Here is a 20,233-nt window from a genome sequence, read left to right on the forward strand (position 1 = left end):
TTGCCCTAATTACCTACATGGATGTAGGTAATTAGGGCAATGCAGGAGCAATTGCCGAGGGCATGCTCTAAAAGCCTGTATTCTTTGTTGAGCACCTCGAAAATAGAACCACTATTCACATTCGGTACTCGCCTCGAAAAACAGGCTTTTATTCACATGCTGAGACAAGAGGACTTGTTCGCACCTTCCCTAGCATAAAGGACTTAAAATAAATGGAACTGCGTCTCTTATCTCGGCCTGATTCTAGACCTTTGTTGCTGTTTGAAATAGAAAACAGAGCTTGGTTTGAATCGCATATTAATCCACGGGAAGTTAGTTTTTACACTGACCATGGCGTAAAAAAGCATATTGAAGAGTTTCTTTCGCAACATCAAAGAAAAACTATGCTGCCGATGCTTATTATTGACGATGGTGGCGAGATTGCTGGACGTGTCAATTTAACGGATATTAATCTGGTATTGAGCGAAGCTTATTTAGGCTATCGAATAGGTGAAAAGTTTGCCGGACGTGGCATTGCCAAACGTGCCGTTAAAGAAATGATTCAACTCGCTAACGAGCTTAATCTACAAACCTTAATCGCTTTTGTCTCTGTGGATAATATTGCCTCGCAGAAAGTACTGACACACAGCGGATTTGTTGAAATCAAGATCCATGAAAACTTTGCTGAAGTGCAGGATAAAAACATTAATTGTATTGAATACCAGAAAATCGTTAAGGAAAGAGATGACTCTTTTAGTTAGAGAAGCACAGACTAAAGATGCACAGGGTATTATTAATATTTTGAACCCCATTATCGAGGAAGGTCTTTTTACCGTACTTGATACCACTTTCTCAGAGGAAGAGGAGAAGCAATTTATTCAAAATTTTCCTACACGTGGTGTGTTTCATGTGGCGTTAAATGAAGAGAATTCAAACGTCGTTGGCTTTCAAAATGTTGAGCCGTTTGCAGCTTATACGCATGCCTTTGATCATGTTGGAATTATTGGGACTTTTGTTGATGCCGGTTGTAGAAGACAAGGTATTGCATCGAGTTTGTTTGAAGCTACCTTCAACTTAGCAAGATTAAAAAGCTATGAGAAGTTATTTGCCTACGTCAGAGAAGATAACCCCAACGCTTTAGCGACATATTTAAAACAAGGCTTTGAAGTGGTAGGAACTGCGAAAAAGCACGCTAAAGTTCGTGGTAAATATATTGATGAGATTCTGATAGAAAAGTTCTTGTTGGATTAATCTATCCACAAAGTTCATTTCAATAAAAACGGCGAATCCAAAATGGTTCGCCGTTTTGCTTTTAGGTCTCTTGAACCGAGAGTTGCTTACACTGAGAAAGGGTAGGCGATAGGCTCGTGGAATTGATAGCCTTCGATTTCAAAGTCGTCCATGGTGACCCAAGTTTCTATGTCTTTTAGGGACTTGATTTCTGGGTTGATTTTTAATGTTGGCAGAGGGTAAGGCTCGCGCTTTAGTTGTACGTCACGCATTAATTCTAGCTGATCTTCATAGATGTGAGCGTTTACTATTTTATGAAAGGCTTTACCTGGTTTTTTGCCAGTGATTTGCGCAACGATGGCAAGTAATACATATACTTGAACCATGTTGAAGTTCAGCCCGAGCGGCACATCACAGCTGCGCTGAGTGCTGTTTAGATAAAGCGTATCACCAAGCAACGAAAAGTGATGGCTGTACATGCAAGGGCGAAGACACGCCATGTGAAACGCGCCGGGGTGATAAAATGTGAGGATTTCCCCACGGTTATCCACACCACGACTTAGATCATCAACAATTTGCTTTAATAGGTCGATATGACCGCCGTCTGGCTTAGGGAAGTTACGGCCAATGGCGCCGTAGCAAAGCCCCATATCATCTTCGCCTTTACGATAAGGGTTGTTTAGCCAAACGTCGTTTTCGTTGGCATTGGCATCCCAAGTTTTGGTGCCCAGCGCCCGAAAGTCCGCTGCGTTGTCGTAGCCTCTTAAATAACCGATGATTTCGGCAATAGCAGACTTCCAGTAACTTTTGCGTGTGGTAACCAGAGGGAATTCGCCTTTGCTGACATCATAGGTTAGGTCGGCATTTATAACGGTTAGACAACGTTTGCCTGTTCGCTCGTTCTTGACCCATTCACCTTCGTTGACAATGCGGTTGCAAAGATCCAAATACTGTTTCATAAAAAATGCCTTGTCTGTTTTTCCTGATGACGTTTGCTAGTTCAGGTTAAGAAATGCAATCTGGTTCGTCATGGGTATAATAAATGCCATTGATTATATCAGAAGCCTTTGCTCTTGGATTGTCAGAGCAAAGAAGAGCCAAGATTTTTACGCAGGTTGTTTTATGTTGTCACTTATTGTCGCTATGTCTACGAACCGAACGATCGGTATTAATAACTCTTTGCCTTGGCATTTGCCAAATGACCTTAAATACTTCAAGCAAGCGACGATCGGTAAGCCCATTGTCATGGGGCGTAAGACCTTTGAATCGATTGGTAAGCCGCTACCAGGACGTCGTAATATTGTTATTAGTCGCGACCCCGCTTATCAAGCAGAAGGGATTGATGTGGTAACAACGCTGGAAGATGCCATTTCCCTTGGTGAAGATATTTGCTTGGTCAATGGCCAAGAAGAAGTCATGGTGATTGGCGGTGCACAAATTTATCAATTAGCGCTTGAGCGCGCAGATCGTTTATACATTACGCATGTGGATGCTGAAGTAAAAGGCGATGCGTTTTTCCCAGAAGTAGAATGGCCTTCGTTTACTCTAATAGGTGAGGAAGCGTTTGCCGCTGAAGGACCAAACCCATACGACTACCGTTTTTCTGTTTACCAAAGAACCAGCGCAGAGTAATTCGTTATGTGGCAGCAAGCTGAAGTTCAATTGCCAGCGGTGCGTCGAGGCTTTCATTTGATTACCGATCAGGTAGAAGAGGCTTTGTCTAAATTATCGCCTGTGTCGATAGGATTGTTGCATGTTCAATTGCTTCATACTTCGGCGTCTTTGACGATCAACGAGAATGCCGATCCTTCGGTCCGCCGAGATATGGAGCGCCATTTTTCTCATATGGTGCCGGAAGATCAACCCTATTATGAACACATTTACGAAGGCAGTGATGACATGCCTGCGCATATTAAAGCCAGCATGTTGGGATCGTCCTTGACGATTCCGATTCGGGATAAGCGCTTGTGCTTAGGGATTTGGCAAGGTATTTATTTAGGTGAGCACCGAGATCATGGCGGTGCGAGGCGGATGGTATTAACGCTGCAAGGTGAGTAATACTGGTAATAATATTTGGTAAAAATAAAAACGCCGCATTTTTCAATGCGGCGTTTTTGTTTTTGATCGTTCGATTTAGTTAACCACAATTTGTTTACAAGAAGCTTGTCCATTTTCAACCGCTTGATTTGCGCTAAGAGCCAATTCTTCTATCGTTTCACCATCTTCTGGAAAAGCGGCGATACCAACGCAGAAGTCCAGTGGATCTGAGTTGCCTTCAAATAAGACAGACTTCTCATCTTCTGTAGGGTTGATGATATGTTTTAACAATGTCTTGGCATCTTTTACACTGGTATTAGGTAGTAACAACAGCAGTTTGTCAGGCTCTACCCGTGCCAATACATCGGCCTCGCGGATTTTTTTATAAATATAGCGAGCGGAAGTTTGAATGGCTATATTGCGTGCTTCCATTGGGAGCTTGCTTAGGCGTTCATTTGCATCAAGGTTGATTTTCGCCATGGTTAACGGCGTATATTGACGCTTTGCCAACCCCAATTGTTTTTTGAAGTGTGTCAGCGCGGCGCCACGGGTGAGCAAGCCTGTTAGTTCATCGAAAGTAGCTTGGTTGCGCAGATGTTCTTCTAATGCTTTCTGGGGGCTAATATCGACCATGAAACCAATGATTTTTTTGATGCTACCATCAGGTCCTTTGGTGTAGCTTCGACCGCGCTCTTTTACCCAAAGATAGTGCTGATCTCCAGTCAAAATACGGTATTCCACTTCATAATAATCTTGGTTAAGAGCCACGTGCTCATTGACTACAGTCGCCAGTCTTTTCACGTCATCAGGATGAACGAGGGCGTGCCATTCCGATGTTGAGCGTGGTGTTTGATCGAGTGGATAATTTAATAATGTTGCAATGGACTTTGAACAGGAGACTAAATCTGACCCTGTTTCCCAGATCCACAACCCTGCAGATGATTCGGTTAATGCGAATTTTAGCAGAGTGTTTTCAGCCGCAGAAAGATCCATGTGATCTGTATTGTAAACACAAGCGAGCACTGTTTCGCCAAGATGGCGCATTTCCAGTTGCATATTGACGAGCTTGTCACCAACACGAATCACGCTCTCGCAGCGTTCAATATTGCCAGTTTTAATTTTGTTTTGGAGTGTTTGCCAATCTTCTGCGCAGACAGCATCTTCACAAAGGGATTCCCATGTATCGGATGGTGTCGCATTAAAATTTTCAAATAAAACTTCAAAGTTGCGGTTGCACGATAATAGTTTACCAGAGCTGCTTTCTATTATAAAAGCAGGCGTTGGCATGTACTTAAACGCGAGTTCGAAAGCGGTGTTCATGACACGCTCCTTTATAATTCGGTTATTCTGGGGTGATCCAAGTGACTTGGTAATCCGCATCATTATCTTCTGCGAGCAGTTTGCTCAGAACCGGCAAAAATTCCTTGGCTTCTTTTTCTAGAGTCCAAGGTGGGTTGACGATAATCATACCGCTTCCAGCCATGCCGCGCTCTTGTTCTGTATTTCTTATGCAAAGTTCCAGCAAAAGTACATTGCGAATATTGGTGGCTTTAACCGATTTCAATAATTCGTTAGCTTGCTGACGATTTAATACCGGATACCAAATAGCATAAGTGCCTTGAGGGAAGCGCTTGTGACCGTCTTCCAATGCTTGAACCACGTATTGGTAGTCTTTCTTCACCTCATAAGGCGGGTCCATTAGAACGAATCCACGCTTTTGCGGTGGTGGTAACATGGCTTTAACTGCTGCGAAGCCATTGTCTTTAACAACATTGGCTTTACGCTTATTTGGAAACAGCGCCGCTAAAATTGGGTAATCGTTTGGATGCAGCTCACATAAGTGTAGTTTGTCTTTTTGGCGAACGTAATAATCGACAATTTTTGGGCTGCCAGGGTAAAACTCCAACTTATCCGTTGGGTTCATATCACGGACGATGTCTAATAAATCTTCCAATGGCTCTGGAAGGTTATCTTCAGTTAACAATCGTGCGATACCTGAGTGAAATTCTTTGTTCTTTTGCGCTTGTTCAGAGTTTAGGGAATATTGACCAATGCCAGCGTGTGTATCCAAATAGAAAAAGGGCGCGTCTTTTTTTATGAAATGGCGACATATTTGACTGACCGTCAAATGTTTTAAAATATCAGCGTGGTTGCCTGCATGATAAATATGGCGATAGCTGAGCATGGTCTTTCCTGTGGTAAGTTATTGGGTTGTGAATGAAAAAGGCCGCAACGCCTATATTTGGCAAAGCGGCCTTTTGCTTATTACTTTTTAGATATTAGTCGATTTGACTAATATCGCGTACCGCTCCTTTGTCTGCACTGGTTGCAAAGTGTGCATACACTTTGAGTGCTGGAGATACTTTACGAGGACGCTCTTCAACAGGTTTCCAAGCGTTTGCGCCTTTTGCTTCCATGGCGGCACGACGGTGGGCCAACTCTTCGTCGGATAGCAATACGTTGATCGAACGGTTTGGAATGTCGATCAAAATACGGTCACCATTTTCAACTAGACCGATGGCGCCGCCGGCAGCCGCTTCAGGAGAAACGTGTCCGATAGACAGGCCAGATGTACCACCAGAGAAACGACCATCTGTAAGTAGGGCACAGGCTTTGCCAAGGCCTTTTGATTTGATGTAAGACGTTGGGTAAAGCATTTCTTGCATGCCTGGGCCGCCTTTAGGGCCTTCGTAGCGAACGATGACAATGTCACCAGCTTCTACTTTATCATCAAGAATGTTCTTAACCGCTTCGTCTTGAGATTCCGTTACGTGAGCACGGCCTTCAAACACAAGAATCGATTCGTCTACACCGGCACTTTTTACAACACAGCCATCCGCAGCGATGTTGCCATAAAGTACGGCTAAGCCGCCTTCGAGGGAAAAAGCATTTTCGATAGAACGAATGCAACCTTCTGCACGATCACCATCTAGAGAAGGCCAGCGAGTGGATTGGCTGAAGGCTGTCTGCGTTGGGATGCCAGCAGGTCCTGCTTTGTAAAACTCGACAATCTCAGGAGTCGGTGAGCGCATAATATCCCATGTTTCTAATGCTTCTAGCATGGTTTTCGAGTGCACTGTGTGACATTGGTTGTGTAAAATGCCTGCGCGATCAAGCTCACCTAGCAAAGCAAAGATACCACCTGCACGGTGTACATCTTCAACGTGGTACTTCGGTGAGTTCGGTGCTACTTTACAAAGCTGAGGCACTTTACGAGACAAGCGGTCGATGTCTTCCATAGTGAATTCAACACCAGCTTCACGGGCAATCGCCAATAAATGCAAGATAGTGTTGGTTGATCCACCCATAGCGATGTCTAGCGTCATGGCATTTTCAAAGGCTTCGAAGCTTGCAATAGAGCGTGGCGTCCAGTTTGCTTCATCGTTTTCGTAGAAACGTTTAGTTATGTCTACAATGCGACGACCTGCATCTAGAAACAAACGGCGACGATCTGAGTGAGTCGCTAGTGTCGTGCCGTTGCCCGGTAAACTTAGACCAAGTGCTTCGGTTAAGCAGTTCATGGAGTTGGCTGTAAACATACCAGAACAAGAACCACATGTAGGGCACGCAGAACGTTCGTATTCGGCGACTTTTTCATCTGTTGCCGTTGGGTCTGCAGCAATAACCATAGCATCGACTAGGTCAAGCTTGTTCTCAGACAGCTTGGTTTTACCCGCTTCCATTGGGCCGCCAGACACAAAAATAACCGGAATGTTAATACGCATAGCGGCCATTAACATTCCAGGTGTGATTTTGTCGCAGTTTGAAATACACACCATAGCATCGGCGCAATGAGCATTAACCATGTATTCAACAGAGTCTGCGATCAAATCACGGGATGGAAGGCTATAAAGCATGCCGTCATGACCCATGGCGATACCATCGTCGACAGCGATAGTGTTAAATTCCTTTGCTACACCGCCAGCGGCTTCAATTTCACGAGCAACCAGTTGCCCCATGTCTTTGAGATGAACATGACCTGGTACAAATTGAGTGAAAGAGTTGACCACGGCGATGATTGGCTTTTGAAAATCATCGTCTGTCATTCCGGTTGCACGCCATAGCGCACGAGCTCCGGCCATATTACGGCCCGATGTAGTTGTTTTGGAGCGATATACTGGCATTGTTTTCCCCACAGGTTTTTTGCTTTATTTTATTTTATATAGTTGTCTACATTTAATGCGTCCATGTTACCAAGATTATTGCGTATGCCCAATGGCAATTTTTAGGCAATATTGAGACACTGTATGAATCGATACTGATATTTTTATTGAAACGGAAACGATATGGCCGAAAACTTACTGTCAGCCCACTCTAACGTTACATTGGCAAGGCAACCAATAGTAGATAGTCGCCTTGCTGTAATGGGGTATGAACTTCTTTATCGCAAGAATACTGTCGCAGCACAGGCAGACGTCATTGATGAGGTTGCTGCCACCGCTCAGGTGATTGCGGCCAGTCTTTTTGAGCTCGGTATGGAAACCCTTGTGGGTACTAATAAAGCATTTATTAATTTTCCTCGCGCTTACTTGTTAAGCCCTAGCGGCATGCCAATCAACAAAGAAAATATCGTGATTGAAGTATTGGAAAACTCAGGCTTTGATGCGGTTTTATTGTCATCATTACGCCGTTGGGTAAAAGCAGGTTGTTCGATAGCATTAGACGATTTTATTTTTGATAGTAAATTAACGCCTTTTATAGAGCTCGCTGACTACATAAAGTTGGATATATTGGCTTTAGGTCATGATGAGCTTCATAAAGAAGTTGAAGCACTAAGAGGCTTTGACGTAAAAATTATTGCTGAGAAAGTGGAAACGTGGGAAGACTATCAGTTCTGTCGCTTGTTAGGCATAGAATATTTTCAGGGTTATTTTTTTGAAAAGCCTGAGCTGATGTCGAGTAAAGCGACCAAAGTGAATAGCACGACGCTGCTTCAACTGATGTCCTCGCTGTTAAATACCTCCGTTTTAAGCATTGATGAATTGGAACAGATAGTTAGCCAAGATGCGGGGCTGGTGCATAAACTACTACGTTATTTAAACTCTCCTATAACAGGCTTAGTCGCTTCTGTAGATTCTGTTCGTTTGGCGATTATGCTGATAGGTGTGGAAAAACTTAAATCATTAACTAACTTATTGTTAATGTCTGAAATGGTGGGCGATCGCCATGTGTTGTTAGAGCAAATAATGATTCGCGCGAAACATGCGGAATTGTTTGCCCAAAGCCGAGGGTATAATAATCAAGACAAATATTTTTTAGCCGGAATGTTGTCTATGATCGATGTCTGCACGGGTATGAAATTAGACGAGGTGCTCGGTGAGTTACCTTTACCCAGTGAATTTATTAATGCGATAGTACATCGATCTGGAAGAGTGGGTAATACGCTTGATCTAGTCGAGCTTTATGGTAATGGCCATACCATCAAGAATTCTCAAGATTTAGTGGATTTAAAAAAGACCTATTTAGATGCGATCAGATGGGCCGACGAATTTCTACTTGCCGTGTGATGAAGTGTATTTTAAATAAATACTGATCCTGTGTAGTCCTTTTCTTACATATCTGTAGGTGTTTCCCGTTTGTTGCGTGGCTTAATGTCATGTTTTATTATGGTTGTCACTTATGTTATTGATTTATAGGTAAATATTTATTAATTGTCAGTTTTTTGCAAGGTTGATATATATTTTTTAGCTGGTAAATTGTGTCTTATCCAAACGGAGTTCATGGATGAAGAGCACATGGAGTGCTTGATGGTATGCCATTGATGGCGTTGAGGATTGAATTCGGATGTTCAAGAGCAATGGATTGTTCAAGGGAATAAATGTGGTTTGATGGATACGCCATTAAATAAGGACAGTTTGGAAGCTTCAGGGCGACGCAAACAGTGATGTTTTACTTATCGGAAGAGTTGCTTACAGGATGTTAGCAAAAAGCAGGGTTGCCAATAGGCGCCCTTTTTTTTGCCTAAAATTTATCATTTGTCGATTAGCATTAACGTTAAGTATAAAAAAAGCGACTTAAAGTCGCTTTTTTTATACTTGGATTTTAGATTTAGTGCTGAGTTAAATTAACGCTCTAAGTGCTCTAATTTATCTTCAACACCATCCCATTGCGCAGCATCAGGAAGAGCGTCTTTTTTCTCAGCAATGTTTGGCCAGATCAAAGACAGATCGCGGTTCAATTCGACGAATACTTCTTGATCTTCAGGCAATTCATCTTCCGAGAAGATGGCATTAGCTGGACATTCAGGTTCACACAATGCGCAGTCGATACACTCGTCAGGGTTAATCGCCAAAAAATTAGGGCCTTCATAGAAGCAGTCCACAGGACAAACTTCAACACAGTCAGTGTATTTGCAGCGAATGCAGTTATCGGTAACGATGAAAGCCATTCGACTTCTCCTTACAAGCTATAAAAATGATTGCGCACTATTTTAGAGGTATAGGCCATTTCGCGGCAAGCAACAATCGACAATATTCTACATTTATCTGCTATTAGCTTATATCAACAGTAGTCTCAGTCCTGAACCTATTACAACTGAGATTTAAGTTGGTACAAGGCGCTTATTGCTTCTAATGGCGTCATGTTGTCTAAATCCAGTTCTTCAAGGGCATTTTTCAAGGCGTTTTGTTCCGCCTGAGCAAACATATCTGCTTGCTGAGGTTGGTAGCCATTGTTGCTCTCCTGTATAGCATGTTCTTTGGTTTTTACTTTTGTTGACGTTGCTGAAATAGTTGAAGTCTCTAAAGAGTGACTATCAAGGTCTATTCCTGTTACGACTTCTAGTTCTTTCAGCTTTTGCTTAGCGTGCCCAATAACATCACGAGGAACCCCTGCTAATTGCGCAACTTGTAAACCATACGACTGGCTAGCTGGACCTTCATGAACCTTATGCAAGAAGACGATTTCATCTTCGTACTCGGTTGCTGTTAAGTGAACGTTGGCGGCATTTTCTAGCTGGTCTGCTAGCGTAGTGAGTTCAAAGTAATGCGTTGCAAACAATACGTGGCATTTGAGCCTGTTAGCTAAATAGTCAACAGCAGCCCAAGCCAAAGATAGGCCATCAAAAGTACTGGTGCCACGTCCAACTTCATCCATAAGAACCAAGCTGTTTTTACTGGCGTTGTTTAGGATGTTTGCTGTTTCTGTCATTTCCACCATGAAGGTTGAGCGACCGCCAGCAAGGTCATCTGATGAGCCCATACGCGTAAAAATTCGATCTACTACTGAAATGGAAGCAGATTCAGCAGGCACAAAACAACCTGTATGCGCTAACAAAGTGATGAGAGCGATTTGGCGCATATAAGTGGATTTACCACCCATGTTCGGACCGGTAATCATCAGCAGTGAGCGCTTGTCATTTAGGTCGAGATCATTTGGCACGAAGGGTTCTGAAATAACCGATTCGACAACCGGGTGGCGTCCGCCACTAATCTGAATGCCGCCTCGATTGTGTAATTCCGGACAGCTGAAATTAAGTATGTTAGCGCGTTCGGCGAAGTTGTTCAGTACATCTAACTGTGCGAGGGCTTGGCTGGTGGTTTGTAATTCGCTTAGTGCCTCGTTTAGTTGATCTAGAAGACTTTCATAAAGCTCTTTTTCACGGGCAAGTGATTTGGATTTTGCACTGAGGGCTTTGTCTTCAAAGGCTTTTAATTCTGGCGTAATAAAACGTTCAGCATTTTTTAGTGTTTGGCGACGTATATATTCAACCGGTGCTTGATCGGAATGCAGGCGACTGATCTCAATGTAATAACCATGAACTCGATTAAAGCCGACTTTTAATGAGCTGATTCCAGTGCGAGCTTTTTCGCTGCGCTCCATCTCGGCAAGAAAATCGGTGGCATTGGTAGATAGCGCCAACAGCTCATCTAATTCTTCATCGTAACCTTTAGCAAAAATGCCGCCATCACGAACCACTGATGGTGGATTTTCAACTAGCGCTTTTGCCAAGGTTTCAGTGATATTTGGCTGCGCAATAATGCGTTGATTGAGCTCTTGTAGTCGCTCAGAAGTGGCGCTTGATAATAGTTGGTTGATCTCTGGCGCGGCTTCAAGGGCAAATCGTAAGCGTAATAAATCTCTAGGACGAGCAGAGCGTAAAGCAACACGAGATAAAATACGTTCCAAGTCACCGACTTTTTTTAGTGGTGCTTCAAAAGTGTCGTAAGTTTGATTGTTCTTTAACTCAGCGACAACCTGTTGACGAGCTTGAATTTCGTTCAAATCACGAATTGGCGTGTGTAACCAGCGTTTTAACAAACGGCTGCCCATTGGCGTAGAGCATTTGTCGAGAACTTCCACGACTGTGTTGCTGGTGCCGCCTGTAAGGTTGATATCGATTTCTAAGTTGCGTCTGGTTGCGCCATCTATTAATACCGAATCATCTTTGTGTTCAACCATGATGGATTGAATGTGTGGCAAAGCTGAACGCTGTGTGTCTTTCGCATATTGCAGTAATGCGCCAGCAGATGAGATGGCGGCCGTTAATGCTTCACAGCCAAAGCCGGATAAGTCTTTGGTGTTGAATTGCTGAATAAGTTGGCGATAGCTGGATTCATAATCAAAATGCCAAGGGCCAAGTTCAGCAATGCCTTTTTCTAGTTTAAGCGTCGCGCGCGCAGGGAAATCTTCAGAGATAAGTATTTCTCTTGGAGACAAGCGCTGCAGCTCACTCGAAAGTGCTTCGTGGCCATCGACCTCAAACAGGCAAAAACGACCACTGGCCATGTCTAGATAAGAAAAACCAAACACATCCAAGCCTTTGCGGGATTGGTGAGCAAGTGATAGTAAAAGGTTCTCGCGCTTTTCTTCAAGAAAGGCTTCGTCACTGATGGTGCCGGGTGTGACGATGCGAGCGATTTGGCGTTCGACTGGACCTTTACTGGTAGCTGGATCGCCAGTTTGCTCAGCAACCACAACGGACTCGCCCATGCGAACCAAGCGTGCAATGTAGTTTTCTGCTGCATGGAAGGGAATGCCAGCCATGGGAATAGGCATGCCTCCAGAATGACCGCGAGCGGTAAGTGTAATATCAAGCAGCTGAGACGCGCGTTTAGCGTCGTCGTAGAAAAGCTCGTAAAAATCTCCCATGCGATAAAATAGCAGTTGGTTCGGATGCTGTGATTTAAGGCCGAAGTACTGGCGCATCATTGGTGTATGGTTATCTGCTGGTGTTTTGCTCATCTGGGAAAGCTCGATTGTGATCCAAAAAATAGAGGGGTATTCTACGGGATATTTTCCAAGGATTTAAGGGATAATGATAATGAATCCAATGCAAAAAATGACACACGCGGCACAACAAGCTGGAGAGCTCTTACAAAAAAGAGGGCTGTTACTCGTCACGGCAGAGTCTTGCACTGGTGGCTTGATTGGCGCGGTATGCACGGAAATAGCTGGTAGCTCGGCATGGTTTTTCGGTGGTGTGATTAGTTACGCCAATGAAGCTAAAATGCGTGGTTTGTCAGTGAAAGAAGAAACCCTGTCGTCTTTTGGCGCCGTGTCTGAACAAACTGTAAAAGAGATGTGTGCTGGTGCTTTACAATTGGGCGGCGACATTTCTGTTGCTGTAAGTGGTGTGGCAGGTCCTGGGGGCGGTTCACCAGAAAAGCCTGTGGGCTGTGTTTATATTGGCTGGCAACGGATTGGTGAAGAAGCCAGAGTAGAGCGATTTTTGTTTTCTGGGGATCGTCAGGCGGTAAGAGAGGGGACGGTTTTAGAGGCTCTTCGCGGTGTAAAAGAGATGCTTGAAAGAGTTTAAAAATAATACTGTTTTTATATACAGTATTTCTTGAGATTACCCAAAAAAAACGATAGAGTTACCGACAACGACAATTAGTCACAACGAAAAGTATCCACAAGGAATTCATCATGTCATCTATTGCAGACAACAAGAAAAAGGCGCTGGATGCAGCGCTGTCTCAAATCGAGCGTCAATTTGGTAAAGGTGCCATCATGAAGATGGGCGAAGGTGCCAAGCTTGATATTGATACTGTTTCTACTGGATCGTTAGGTCTGGATATTGCGCTAGGTGCGGGTGGTCTTCCTTATGGTCGTATTTGTGAAATCTACGGACCAGAATCTTCAGGTAAAACAACACTTACGCTAAGTGTGATTGCGGAAGCACAAAAACAAGGTAAGACTTGTGCCTTTATTGATGCCGAGCATGCGCTTGATCCTTCTTACGCAGAAAAGCTAGGTGTAAATATCGCTGATCTTTTGATCTCTCAACCAGATACGGGTGAGCAGGCTCTTGAGATTGTAGATATGTTGGTACGCTCTAATAGTGTCGATGTTGTTATCGTCGATTCTGTGGCTGCCTTGGTTCCTAAGTCTGAAATTGAAGGCGAAATGGGTAGTTCTTCTGTTGGTGTTCAAGCTCGTTTGCTTTCTCAAGCAATGCGTAAATTGACCGGTTCTATCAAAAATGCCAATTGCCTTGTTGTTTTTATTAACCAAATTCGTATGAAAATTGGTGTGATGTTTGGGTCTCCAGAAACAACAACGGGCGGTAATGCGCTTAAGTTTTACTCTTCTGTACGTTTAGATATTCGTCGTATCGGCTCGGTGAAGCAGGGTGATGAAGTGATTGGTAACGAAACCCGCGTTAAAGTGGTGAAAAACAAGATTGCACCGCCATTTAAACAAGCTGAATTCCAAATCATGTACGGTGCTGGTATTTACCGCATGGGCGAAGTCATCGACCTAGGTGTTAAGCAAGGCTTCGTTGATAAAGCGGGTGCTTGGTATGCTTACAATGGGAACAAAATTGGACAAGGTAAGGCCAATGCGGCTCAGTTCTTAGCTGATAATCCTGAAATGGCGAAAGAAATTGAAGCGAAGATTCGAGAAGATTTATTGCCTAAAACAGTTAAAGCAGACGGCAAAACTAATGATAAAGAAGCAGAAGTTGAAGAAGCTGAACAGCTAGATTTCTAAACTCTTTTAGCAAATACAATATTTTAAAAAAGCAGGCCCTGTACCTAATGCTATTCAATTAAGGGTTGAATTTAATTGAATAGCATTAGAAAATCCGATTAAGCTTTCTTAATCGGATTTCTTTGTTTCTATACAGCATTAATTGCTTACTACCGATGGACTTAACTCCTTCTCAGGTTACTCGACTTGCATCCAGAATACCCTTTTCGAATGGATCGAATCTGCATTAATTCTATTTTTAAAAACGAGCATCAGACGATGTTTATCTGCAATAAAGCACTGTAGATAGTGTTAAGTATGGCTCTTTTTCGTGACTAAGTAATCTAAGATGCGTGAGATATCTATTTAGAGCGACTGGCATATATTTTGTCAAAAACTGGGTCGTAATGGCTACGACTAAGCCAGAGTTGAAGGCAGGAATGCGCCTTCAGGAGCTAGGGCCTTGGGGCTGTATGTGATTTTAGAGTGGGAAAAGCGAGACCTAGTAAGGCCCGCTTTTTTCGGTATGATAAAAAAAGATTTCCCGATGACAATATTAATTGCCGTACAAGTTAGACTCGCCACCATCTATTGCGATAGTTTGTCCGCTTACATAGCCATTATCTTCACTCAATAAAAAAGCAACAACGTTGGCGACATCGGTTGGCTGGCCCAGCTTTTTGGTTGGATTTCTTTGAGCATATTCCTGCTCTGCCGATTTTGGGTCGTCAGGGTTAACTTGTTTAAATGCTTCTTCGACCATGGGGGTTAAAATTGCACCTGGTGCAATGGCGTTGGTTAAAATGCCATACTCACCATATTCGATGGCGGCATTTTTTGTCATCCCTGAAACGGCATGTTTTGATGCAACATAAGCAGTCTGGTTAACAACACCTCGGATTCCTCCAACTGATGCCACATTGACGATTTTACCGTAATTCTGCTTTTTCATTACGGGAATAACATATTTCATACCGTAATATACACCCATCAAGTTAATGTCTATGACACGCTTAAAAACGTCTATATCGTATTCTGTGAGTGGTGCTTGTTTGCCTTCAATTCCCGCATTATTGTAGAGTCCATCGATTCTACCAAAGTGCTCTACCGTTTTTTCTACATAGCTTTGTACTGCCTCTTCGTCTGAAACATCAGTTGGGATGAGTAGGAGTTCTGCACTTGGCGATTTTGCTAAAATTTTTGTTTTTGCGGCTTGAAGAGCTTCCGCATTATAGTCCACTAAAACAAGTTTTGCCTGTTTAGCAGCTAATAGTTCAGCTGTAGCTAGGCCTAAACCCATTGCTGCTCCAGTAATGATAATAGCCCTATTTTGCATAAGTACATCCTCTTGTTAGTGATTGAAATTGTTTATATGCTTAATTACTCTATACGCTTTTTATATAGTTGTGTGGATGCGCCTTTTAACTCCATTAAATTTACTAATTAACGGAAAATGTTGCAGGAAAATCATTCTATGAATCTCACTATCCGAGCAGCAAAAATAGAAGAGCTAGAGTCGATTGAAGCATTAATCAATCGCTCCACGCGTGAGCTTCAGCGTGGGTTTTATGAGGAATCAGAGATTGAAGCGGCGTTGGAGTTGATTAGTGGTTTAGATACTCTCATCCACTCTGGACAGTATTTTGTTGCCGAAATAGATAGGCGAATTGCTGGCTGTGGCGGTGTATCTTTGTCATTGGATGAAGAAACGAGTGCCGAGATTCGAGGCTTCTTTGTTGCACCTGAATATGCCAGAAAAGGTGTCGCTTCAAGCGTGTTTGATTATTGTGAAAAGTATTGCTCTGAAAGAGGTGTTAAGTCGTTGTTTTTAGCTTCCACTTTGTCGGGTGAGTCTTTTTACCGAAAACGAGGTTTTACCGAGATTGGGCGTGTTCAAGAGCCGCTTTCTAATGGCCAATTTTTTCAGTTGGTAAATATGAAAAAGCAGCTTTAATTTTTAATGACTAAAATACGTTTGTCCTATGCTTTCTCTTTGATGTGTACAATTCCCTTATAAGTTTGACAATCTTGATATGTGTGATGACTGGAATGACGGCAACAAAAGTCACTCGTAATATCTTAATTAACAGGCCCAACTATGCAATCTTTTGATGAGTTAATCGCGTTACGTAAAACCCTTCATCAGAACCCTGAGTTGTCTAATCAAGAGCAAGCGACGGCGGCTCGAATTCTCGAAGAGTTTCAGGCTTTCTCTGCGGATGAAGTTATTACCGATCTTGGCGGAACGGGTCTGGCGTTTGTATTCAATGGCGCTGAAAGTGGGCCAACGACTTTGATTCGTAGTGAGTTGGATGCCTTACCGATTGAAGAAACCAATAGCTTTGCACACCGCTCACAGGTGAAAGGCGTTTCTCATAAATGCGGTCATGATGGGCACATGAGTATTGTGACAGCATTGGGTGCGGAATTGGCGAAACATCGTCCTAAGAAGGGGCGTGTCGTGCTGTGTTTTCAACCGGCAGAAGAAACTGGTATGGGGGCGATTCAAGTCGTAAACGATGCGCGTTTTGCGGCTCTCCTTCCGGATTATGCTTTTGCATTGCACAATTACCCTGGCTTAGAGCTAGGCAAGGTTGCAGTGCGAGCGGGCACGTTCAATTGTGCGTCTCGGGGCATGATTATCCATTTAAAAGGCAAAACCTCCCACGCGGCGCATCCTGAAAATGGCGTCAGTCCTGCCAATGCCATGTGCAAAATTATCCAAGAACTGAACTCTCTGCCAGCAAAGATTCCGCAACAAGTGGCCACAGGGCGAAATTGGGTAACGGTTATCCACGCAAAATTAGGCGAAATTGCCTTTGGTACGGCGCCAGGCGATGCCGTGGTTATGGTGACGTTGCGCAGTGAAAGTAATGAAGGTATGCAAGCTCTGGTAGAGGAAGCTGAGCGCTTTTCTCAAACTGTGGCAAAGAGTGAAAACCTAAGCATTTCGTTTGAATACGATGATGCGTTTCAGGCTAGCGTGAACTCTCAACAAGGCTGTGATTTGGTCGTCTGTGCTTGTGATAACACTCAAACGCCTTTTTTATTATTAGATGAACCAATGCGTTGGTCGGAGGATTTTGGACAGTTTACCGCGACAGCCAAAGAAGGAGCTATGTTTGCCTTGGGTGCTGGGCAAGCTAGCCCGCAATTACACAACCCTGATTACGACTTTCCCGATGGGTTGCTTCCCGTTGGTCGTGATTTGTTTCTGGATATTATTCGTCAGTTAAATGGTCTGGATCGTGGCCGTTAGTAAAAAATGCCAGCAGACAGAAACGACTATTTGCTGGCATTTATTGAGATACGTTTGTTACCGACTACTTTGACGTGCTATTTAAGCGAATACAAAGTATTTACGAACGGTTTCTACTACTTCCCAAGTACCTTTCATACCTGGCTCGATAACAAATACATCACCTGCTTTTAGGTGCTTTGGCTCTTCGCCTTCTGGTGTGATGATGCAGTAGCCTTCTAAGAAATGGCAAAATTCCCATTTGTCGTAGTTCACTTCAAACTTGCCAGGGGTACAGATCCAAGTCCCCATGATTTTGCTGCCGTCTGCTGAAAGGTAAGCGTTTAGGTTTACTGTATGCGGATCGCCACCAATACGAGTCCATTTTGTTGCGTTTACCACAGGGGTAGGGCAGGTTTCACGCATGACGGTGATAAAGTCAGACATAGTAGCTCCAGATTGTAAGTTGAGTTAAAGGTCATAAATTGTAGGGTGCGGATGACTTAGGGGGTTGTCTGTTTACGTCATAAATATCCTTTAAACAGTTGTTAACATCTGTCATGGCTCTTCATCCTGTTTAACGCTAAAATCTGGCCGTTATAAATACGTGATTTTCAACATCATTTAATGCATTTTTATAAGTGCTCATTTTGAAGGATTCATAATGAAGGTAAAAATTTTTAAAGCGGCTGCCGTTGTGGTTTGTCTGTCTTCCGCTGCCGCATTCGGCTTTAACTTGGATGTTTTTGGCTGGTTTCAAAAAGGCAATTCGATCGACCGCATGATTGAATATGTCCCTGCTGATACGGCGCTTTTTCTAGGCGGTGTCTCGAATGAAGAACTTGTTACCAGTTCTGACGAGATGATGGCGCAGTTGAAAGGCAATGGCGACGCCGAAGTTGTGATGGAGTTGCTCGAATCTTTGCCTCCCAGTAAGGGCTTGGATTTTGTTAATTGGTTGGTGAAAGACTATTACGACGTTGCACCTAATGGTGGCATGGAAATATACCAACATTACGGTCTTGATATTGAAGGTGCGAGCGTTATTTATCTGGATGGGGTCTTTCCTGTTGCGCGTATAGCGTTAGAAAATGAAGAGACGTTTTTGACGCTGATAAAGCAAGCAGCACAAGAAACCGATGTCACCCTTGGTTCTGAAACGATTGCTGGTCAGGCGTTAACGACGGTTGAGCTGGTAAACAAAGATGATGTCGTGCTGAAACTGGGTTTTATGATCAAGGATAAGGTGCTGACAGCGGCTGTTATATCGCAAAAAGAAGATAAAGGAGCGCAAGAGCAGCGCTTTGCATTGGCGAAACCTGCGCAGCCTATGTCTGCTGACAGTTGGAAGAACGATGGTGGGGCTTATAACTTCTTAGCGGCTTCTCATGGTTATATGAGTTTGCAGAACATTGCGAATGCGATCTTAGATAAAGACTCCCGCGCTCACAAACAAGTGAAAGCATTGGTGGGTGATGACTTGCCAGAATTGAGTGCTGCACAAATGCAATGTAAAGCCGACATCGTCAATATTGTGTCTGGTGTCCCACGTGTGGTCTTTGGCCTGAATAGCTATGACATTCAAGGCGATGACATGGCAGTAGGCTTCTCTTACGCATTAGAAATTAAAAATGCCAGCATTCTCGGTGAGTTAAATAAATTACGTGGTTTTATCCCAAGTTATTTGAAAGCCGATAATGATTTGACGCTTGGCTTGGGGATTGGAGTAGCATCTGATGCTGTTTCGCCTGTGTTGACGAGCTTGTGGCGCCAATTCACAAAAGCTGACTTTAGCTGTGAACCACTACTGACAGCGCAATCAAAATTGCGCGAACAGAACCCTGCTGCACTTTCTGTATTTACCGGCATGGCGCAAGGTTTATCGGGCGTGAGTGTCGGTATCTTTGATCTTGCAAAAGATGAGAGCAGTCAAATAGGCGTGAAATACGATGCTATTGCGACTCTTACCAGTGATAAGCCAGACGTATTGGCAGCACTTGCTGCTCAGTATATCCCTATGCTTCGCGGTATTCAGATTCCAACCGACGGAAGTGCAGTAAATCTAGCTGACAGCGGCTTGCCGATTGATGCATTCGTGGCGATTAAGGGGAAGCATTTAGTCGCTTACACTGGTGATAAAAGTAAACAAATTGCTGAGCAGTTAGCAACGGAAGAAGTGACTCAAAATGGCATGGTTGCCGTCGCTATGGACAGCACTAAGTTAAGCGATTTACTGATGAATTTTGGACAATACACTGCCAAGATGGGGAGCGATTGTACGGACTTGTACACAGCTTCCGCAGCGCTGAGTGGCTTGCCATTTACGTTAAATATTCAAGAAGGTTTTAACGACAAAGGTTACGAAAGTAATTGGTCTATGTATGTTGAAGGTTTAGCTGAAATCAAAAATATTAAGCGTAAAGATTTGCTAAACAGCTTTAACGTAGAGTACTTAGATGAGCAGTGCAACTGGATTGATACGGGAATTGAAACCTTTAATGAAGATGGCACTGGCACCTTTGTTGATACGGATGAATCTGACAGCTGTAATGTATATGAAAGTCGTTTTAACTGGTCGCACTCGACGCTTATGATTACGGAAAGTGGCTCGGACACACAGTTCCGTAGTGGCTGTGATAGCGAATGGGAACAACAAGAAAGTGTCGACTTTAGCTGCCAAATCTTAAGTGCAAAAGACAATTCGTTTTATTGCTTGCAAGACGATAGCGAGTACAAAGCGCTTTATCGTTATACACAGAAGTAATTGGCTCCGCGTTAATTTAGAGCTTTATTATGCGCATAAGAAATCCAATAGCTTTGCCGCTATTGGATTTT

General features: G+C 43.5%; 18 protein-coding genes. 10 read left to right on the plus strand and 8 right to left on the minus strand.

All coding sequences use genetic code 11. The features are described from left to right. Window positions 1-212: 212 nt before the first annotated feature. Both KDW99_RS03965 and KDW99_RS03970 read left to right on the plus strand, forming a co-directional pair. Window positions 213-740 carry a GNAT family N-acetyltransferase gene (locus KDW99_RS03965; protein WP_255828017.1) on the plus strand — a complete coding sequence of 176 codons (528 nt, stop codon included), beginning with the start codon at window positions 213-215 and terminating at the stop codon, window positions 738-740. Then, window positions 724-1,230 (plus strand): GNAT family N-acetyltransferase, encoded by a 507-nt coding sequence (locus tag KDW99_RS03970; RefSeq protein ID WP_255828018.1) that lies wholly within the window; start codon window positions 724-726, stop codon window positions 1,228-1,230. Before KDW99_RS03965 ends, KDW99_RS03970 begins: the two co-directional genes overlap by 17 nt. 86 nt (window positions 1,231-1,316) lie before the next feature. Here the strand turns inward: KDW99_RS03970 and KDW99_RS03975 are convergent, their stop codons facing one another. Beyond that, entirely contained in the window at window positions 1,317-2,168 is an 852-nt protein-coding gene (locus KDW99_RS03975) for a thymidylate synthase (protein ID WP_114413244.1), read from the minus strand. Window positions 2,169-2,331: 163 nt separating this feature from the next. Between KDW99_RS03975 and folA the strand changes: the two genes are divergently transcribed. Both folA and KDW99_RS03985 read left to right on the plus strand, forming a co-directional pair. After that, entirely contained in the window at window positions 2,332-2,841 is a 510-nt protein-coding gene (gene folA, locus KDW99_RS03980; protein WP_255828019.1) for a type 3 dihydrofolate reductase, read from the plus strand. 6 nt (window positions 2,842-2,847) lie between these two features. Then, window positions 2,848-3,267, plus strand: coding sequence for a secondary thiamine-phosphate synthase enzyme YjbQ (locus KDW99_RS03985; protein ID WP_255828020.1), 420 nt, complete (start codon window positions 2,848-2,850; stop codon window positions 3,265-3,267). Between the two features lie 75 nt (window positions 3,268-3,342). Here KDW99_RS03985 and KDW99_RS03990 read toward each other — a convergent pair whose 3' ends face one another. The 3 genes from KDW99_RS03990 to ilvD form a co-directional block, all read right to left on the minus strand. Further along, entirely contained in the window at window positions 3,343-4,566 is a 1,224-nt protein-coding gene (locus tag KDW99_RS03990) for a sensor domain-containing diguanylate cyclase (protein WP_255828021.1), read from the minus strand. A gap of 22 nt (window positions 4,567-4,588) precedes the next feature. Beyond that, complete coding sequence (locus KDW99_RS03995; RefSeq protein ID WP_255828022.1) at window positions 4,589-5,431, minus strand: 23S rRNA (adenine(2030)-N(6))-methyltransferase RlmJ; 843 nt, start codon at window positions 5,429-5,431, stop codon at window positions 4,589-4,591. A gap of 94 nt (window positions 5,432-5,525) precedes the next feature. Continuing rightward, window positions 5,526-7,370, minus strand: coding sequence for a dihydroxy-acid dehydratase (ilvD, locus tag KDW99_RS04000; protein WP_255828023.1), 1,845 nt, complete (start codon window positions 7,368-7,370; stop codon window positions 5,526-5,528). Between the two features lie 162 nt (window positions 7,371-7,532). Between ilvD and KDW99_RS04005 the strand changes: the two genes are divergently transcribed. Beyond that, a complete protein-coding gene (locus KDW99_RS04005) occupies window positions 7,533-8,753 on the plus strand; it encodes an EAL and HDOD domain-containing protein (RefSeq protein ID WP_255828024.1) in 1,221 nt (406 codons plus the stop codon). A 557-nt stretch (window positions 8,754-9,310) separates the two neighbouring features. Here the strand turns inward: KDW99_RS04005 and fdxA are convergent. Both fdxA and mutS read right to left on the minus strand, forming a co-directional pair. Further along, complete coding sequence (fdxA, locus tag KDW99_RS04010; protein ID WP_012071401.1) at window positions 9,311-9,634, minus strand: ferredoxin FdxA; 324 nt, start codon at window positions 9,632-9,634, stop codon at window positions 9,311-9,313. A 140-nt stretch (window positions 9,635-9,774) separates the two neighbouring features. Continuing rightward, entirely contained in the window at window positions 9,775-12,429 is a 2,655-nt protein-coding gene (gene mutS, locus KDW99_RS04015) for a DNA mismatch repair protein MutS (protein ID WP_255828025.1), read from the minus strand. A 79-nt stretch (window positions 12,430-12,508) separates the two neighbouring features. On the opposite strand from mutS, the gene KDW99_RS04020 reads away from it, so the two are divergent. Both KDW99_RS04020 and recA read left to right on the plus strand, forming a co-directional pair. Continuing rightward, complete coding sequence (locus tag KDW99_RS04020) at window positions 12,509-13,003, plus strand: CinA family protein (protein WP_205115792.1); 495 nt, start codon at window positions 12,509-12,511, stop codon at window positions 13,001-13,003. Window positions 13,004-13,113: 110 nt separating this feature from the next. Then, window positions 13,114-14,181 carry a recombinase RecA gene (recA, locus tag KDW99_RS04025; protein ID WP_255828026.1) on the plus strand — a complete coding sequence of 356 codons (1,068 nt, stop codon included), beginning with the start codon at window positions 13,114-13,116 and terminating at the stop codon, window positions 14,179-14,181. Window positions 14,182-14,716: 535 nt separating this feature from the next. Here recA and KDW99_RS04030 read toward each other — a convergent pair. Beyond that, on the minus strand, window positions 14,717-15,496 hold the full coding sequence (locus KDW99_RS04030; RefSeq protein ID WP_255828027.1) for an SDR family oxidoreductase: 780 nt from the start codon (window positions 15,494-15,496) through the stop codon (window positions 14,717-14,719). Between the two features lie 138 nt (window positions 15,497-15,634). On the opposite strand from KDW99_RS04030, the gene KDW99_RS04035 reads away from it, so the two are divergent. Both KDW99_RS04035 and KDW99_RS04040 read left to right on the plus strand, forming a co-directional pair. After that, entirely contained in the window at window positions 15,635-16,114 is a 480-nt protein-coding gene (locus tag KDW99_RS04035; RefSeq protein WP_205113511.1) for a GNAT family N-acetyltransferase, read from the plus strand. Between the two features lie 144 nt (window positions 16,115-16,258). Further along, window positions 16,259-17,419 (plus strand): amidohydrolase, encoded by a 1,161-nt coding sequence (locus KDW99_RS04040; protein WP_255828028.1) that lies wholly within the window; start codon window positions 16,259-16,261, stop codon window positions 17,417-17,419. A gap of 81 nt (window positions 17,420-17,500) precedes the next feature. Here the strand turns inward: KDW99_RS04040 and KDW99_RS04045 are convergent, their stop codons facing one another. After that, window positions 17,501-17,845 (minus strand): cupin domain-containing protein, encoded by a 345-nt coding sequence (locus KDW99_RS04045; RefSeq protein WP_110575810.1) that lies wholly within the window; start codon window positions 17,843-17,845, stop codon window positions 17,501-17,503. A gap of 217 nt (window positions 17,846-18,062) precedes the next feature. Here KDW99_RS04045 and KDW99_RS04050 point away from each other — a divergent pair, with 217 nt between their 5' ends. Next, a complete protein-coding gene (locus KDW99_RS04050) occupies window positions 18,063-20,162 on the plus strand; it encodes a hypothetical protein (RefSeq protein ID WP_255828029.1) in 2,100 nt (699 codons plus the stop codon). The last annotated feature ends 71 nt before the right edge of the window (window positions 20,163-20,233 follow it).

This window comes from Marinomonas rhizomae, assembly GCF_024397855.1.
Lineage (GTDB): Bacteria > Pseudomonadota > Gammaproteobacteria > Pseudomonadales > Marinomonadaceae > Marinomonas > Marinomonas rhizomae_A.

Excerpts from the sequence above, each read along its gene's own strand:
- KDW99_RS03965 (WP_255828017.1), top strand. The coding sequence starts at position 213 with ATGGAACTGCGTCTCTTATCTCGGCCTGATTCTAGACCTTTGTTGCTG.
- KDW99_RS03970 (WP_255828018.1), top strand. The coding sequence starts at position 724 with ATGACTCTTTTAGTTAGAGAAGCACAGACTAAAGATGCACAGGGTATT.
- KDW99_RS03975 (WP_114413244.1), bottom strand. The coding sequence starts at position 2,168 with ATGAAACAGTATTTGGATCTTTGCAACCGCATTGTCAACGAAGGTGAA.
- folA (WP_255828019.1), top strand. The coding sequence starts at position 2,332 with ATGTTGTCACTTATTGTCGCTATGTCTACGAACCGAACGATCGGTATT.
- KDW99_RS03985 (WP_255828020.1), top strand. The coding sequence starts at position 2,848 with ATGTGGCAGCAAGCTGAAGTTCAATTGCCAGCGGTGCGTCGAGGCTTT.
- KDW99_RS03990 (WP_255828021.1), bottom strand. The coding sequence starts at position 4,566 with ATGAACACCGCTTTCGAACTCGCGTTTAAGTACATGCCAACGCCTGCT.
- KDW99_RS03995 (WP_255828022.1), bottom strand. The coding sequence starts at position 5,431 with ATGCTCAGCTATCGCCATATTTATCATGCAGGCAACCACGCTGATATT.
- ilvD (WP_255828023.1), bottom strand. The coding sequence starts at position 7,370 with ATGCCAGTATATCGCTCCAAAACAACTACATCGGGCCGTAATATGGCC.
- KDW99_RS04005 (WP_255828024.1), top strand. The coding sequence starts at position 7,533 with ATGGCCGAAAACTTACTGTCAGCCCACTCTAACGTTACATTGGCAAGG.
- fdxA (WP_012071401.1), bottom strand. The coding sequence starts at position 9,634 with ATGGCTTTCATCGTTACCGATAACTGCATTCGCTGCAAATACACTGAC.
- mutS (WP_255828025.1), bottom strand. The coding sequence starts at position 12,429 with ATGAGCAAAACACCAGCAGATAACCATACACCAATGATGCGCCAGTAC.
- KDW99_RS04020 (WP_205115792.1), top strand. The coding sequence starts at position 12,509 with ATGAATCCAATGCAAAAAATGACACACGCGGCACAACAAGCTGGAGAG.
- recA (WP_255828026.1), top strand. The coding sequence starts at position 13,114 with ATGTCATCTATTGCAGACAACAAGAAAAAGGCGCTGGATGCAGCGCTG.
- KDW99_RS04030 (WP_255828027.1), bottom strand. The coding sequence starts at position 15,496 with ATGCAAAATAGGGCTATTATCATTACTGGAGCAGCAATGGGTTTAGGC.
- KDW99_RS04035 (WP_205113511.1), top strand. The coding sequence starts at position 15,635 with ATGAATCTCACTATCCGAGCAGCAAAAATAGAAGAGCTAGAGTCGATT.
- KDW99_RS04040 (WP_255828028.1), top strand. The coding sequence starts at position 16,259 with ATGCAATCTTTTGATGAGTTAATCGCGTTACGTAAAACCCTTCATCAG.
- KDW99_RS04045 (WP_110575810.1), bottom strand. The coding sequence starts at position 17,845 with ATGTCTGACTTTATCACCGTCATGCGTGAAACCTGCCCTACCCCTGTG.
- KDW99_RS04050 (WP_255828029.1), top strand. The coding sequence starts at position 18,063 with ATGAAGGTAAAAATTTTTAAAGCGGCTGCCGTTGTGGTTTGTCTGTCT.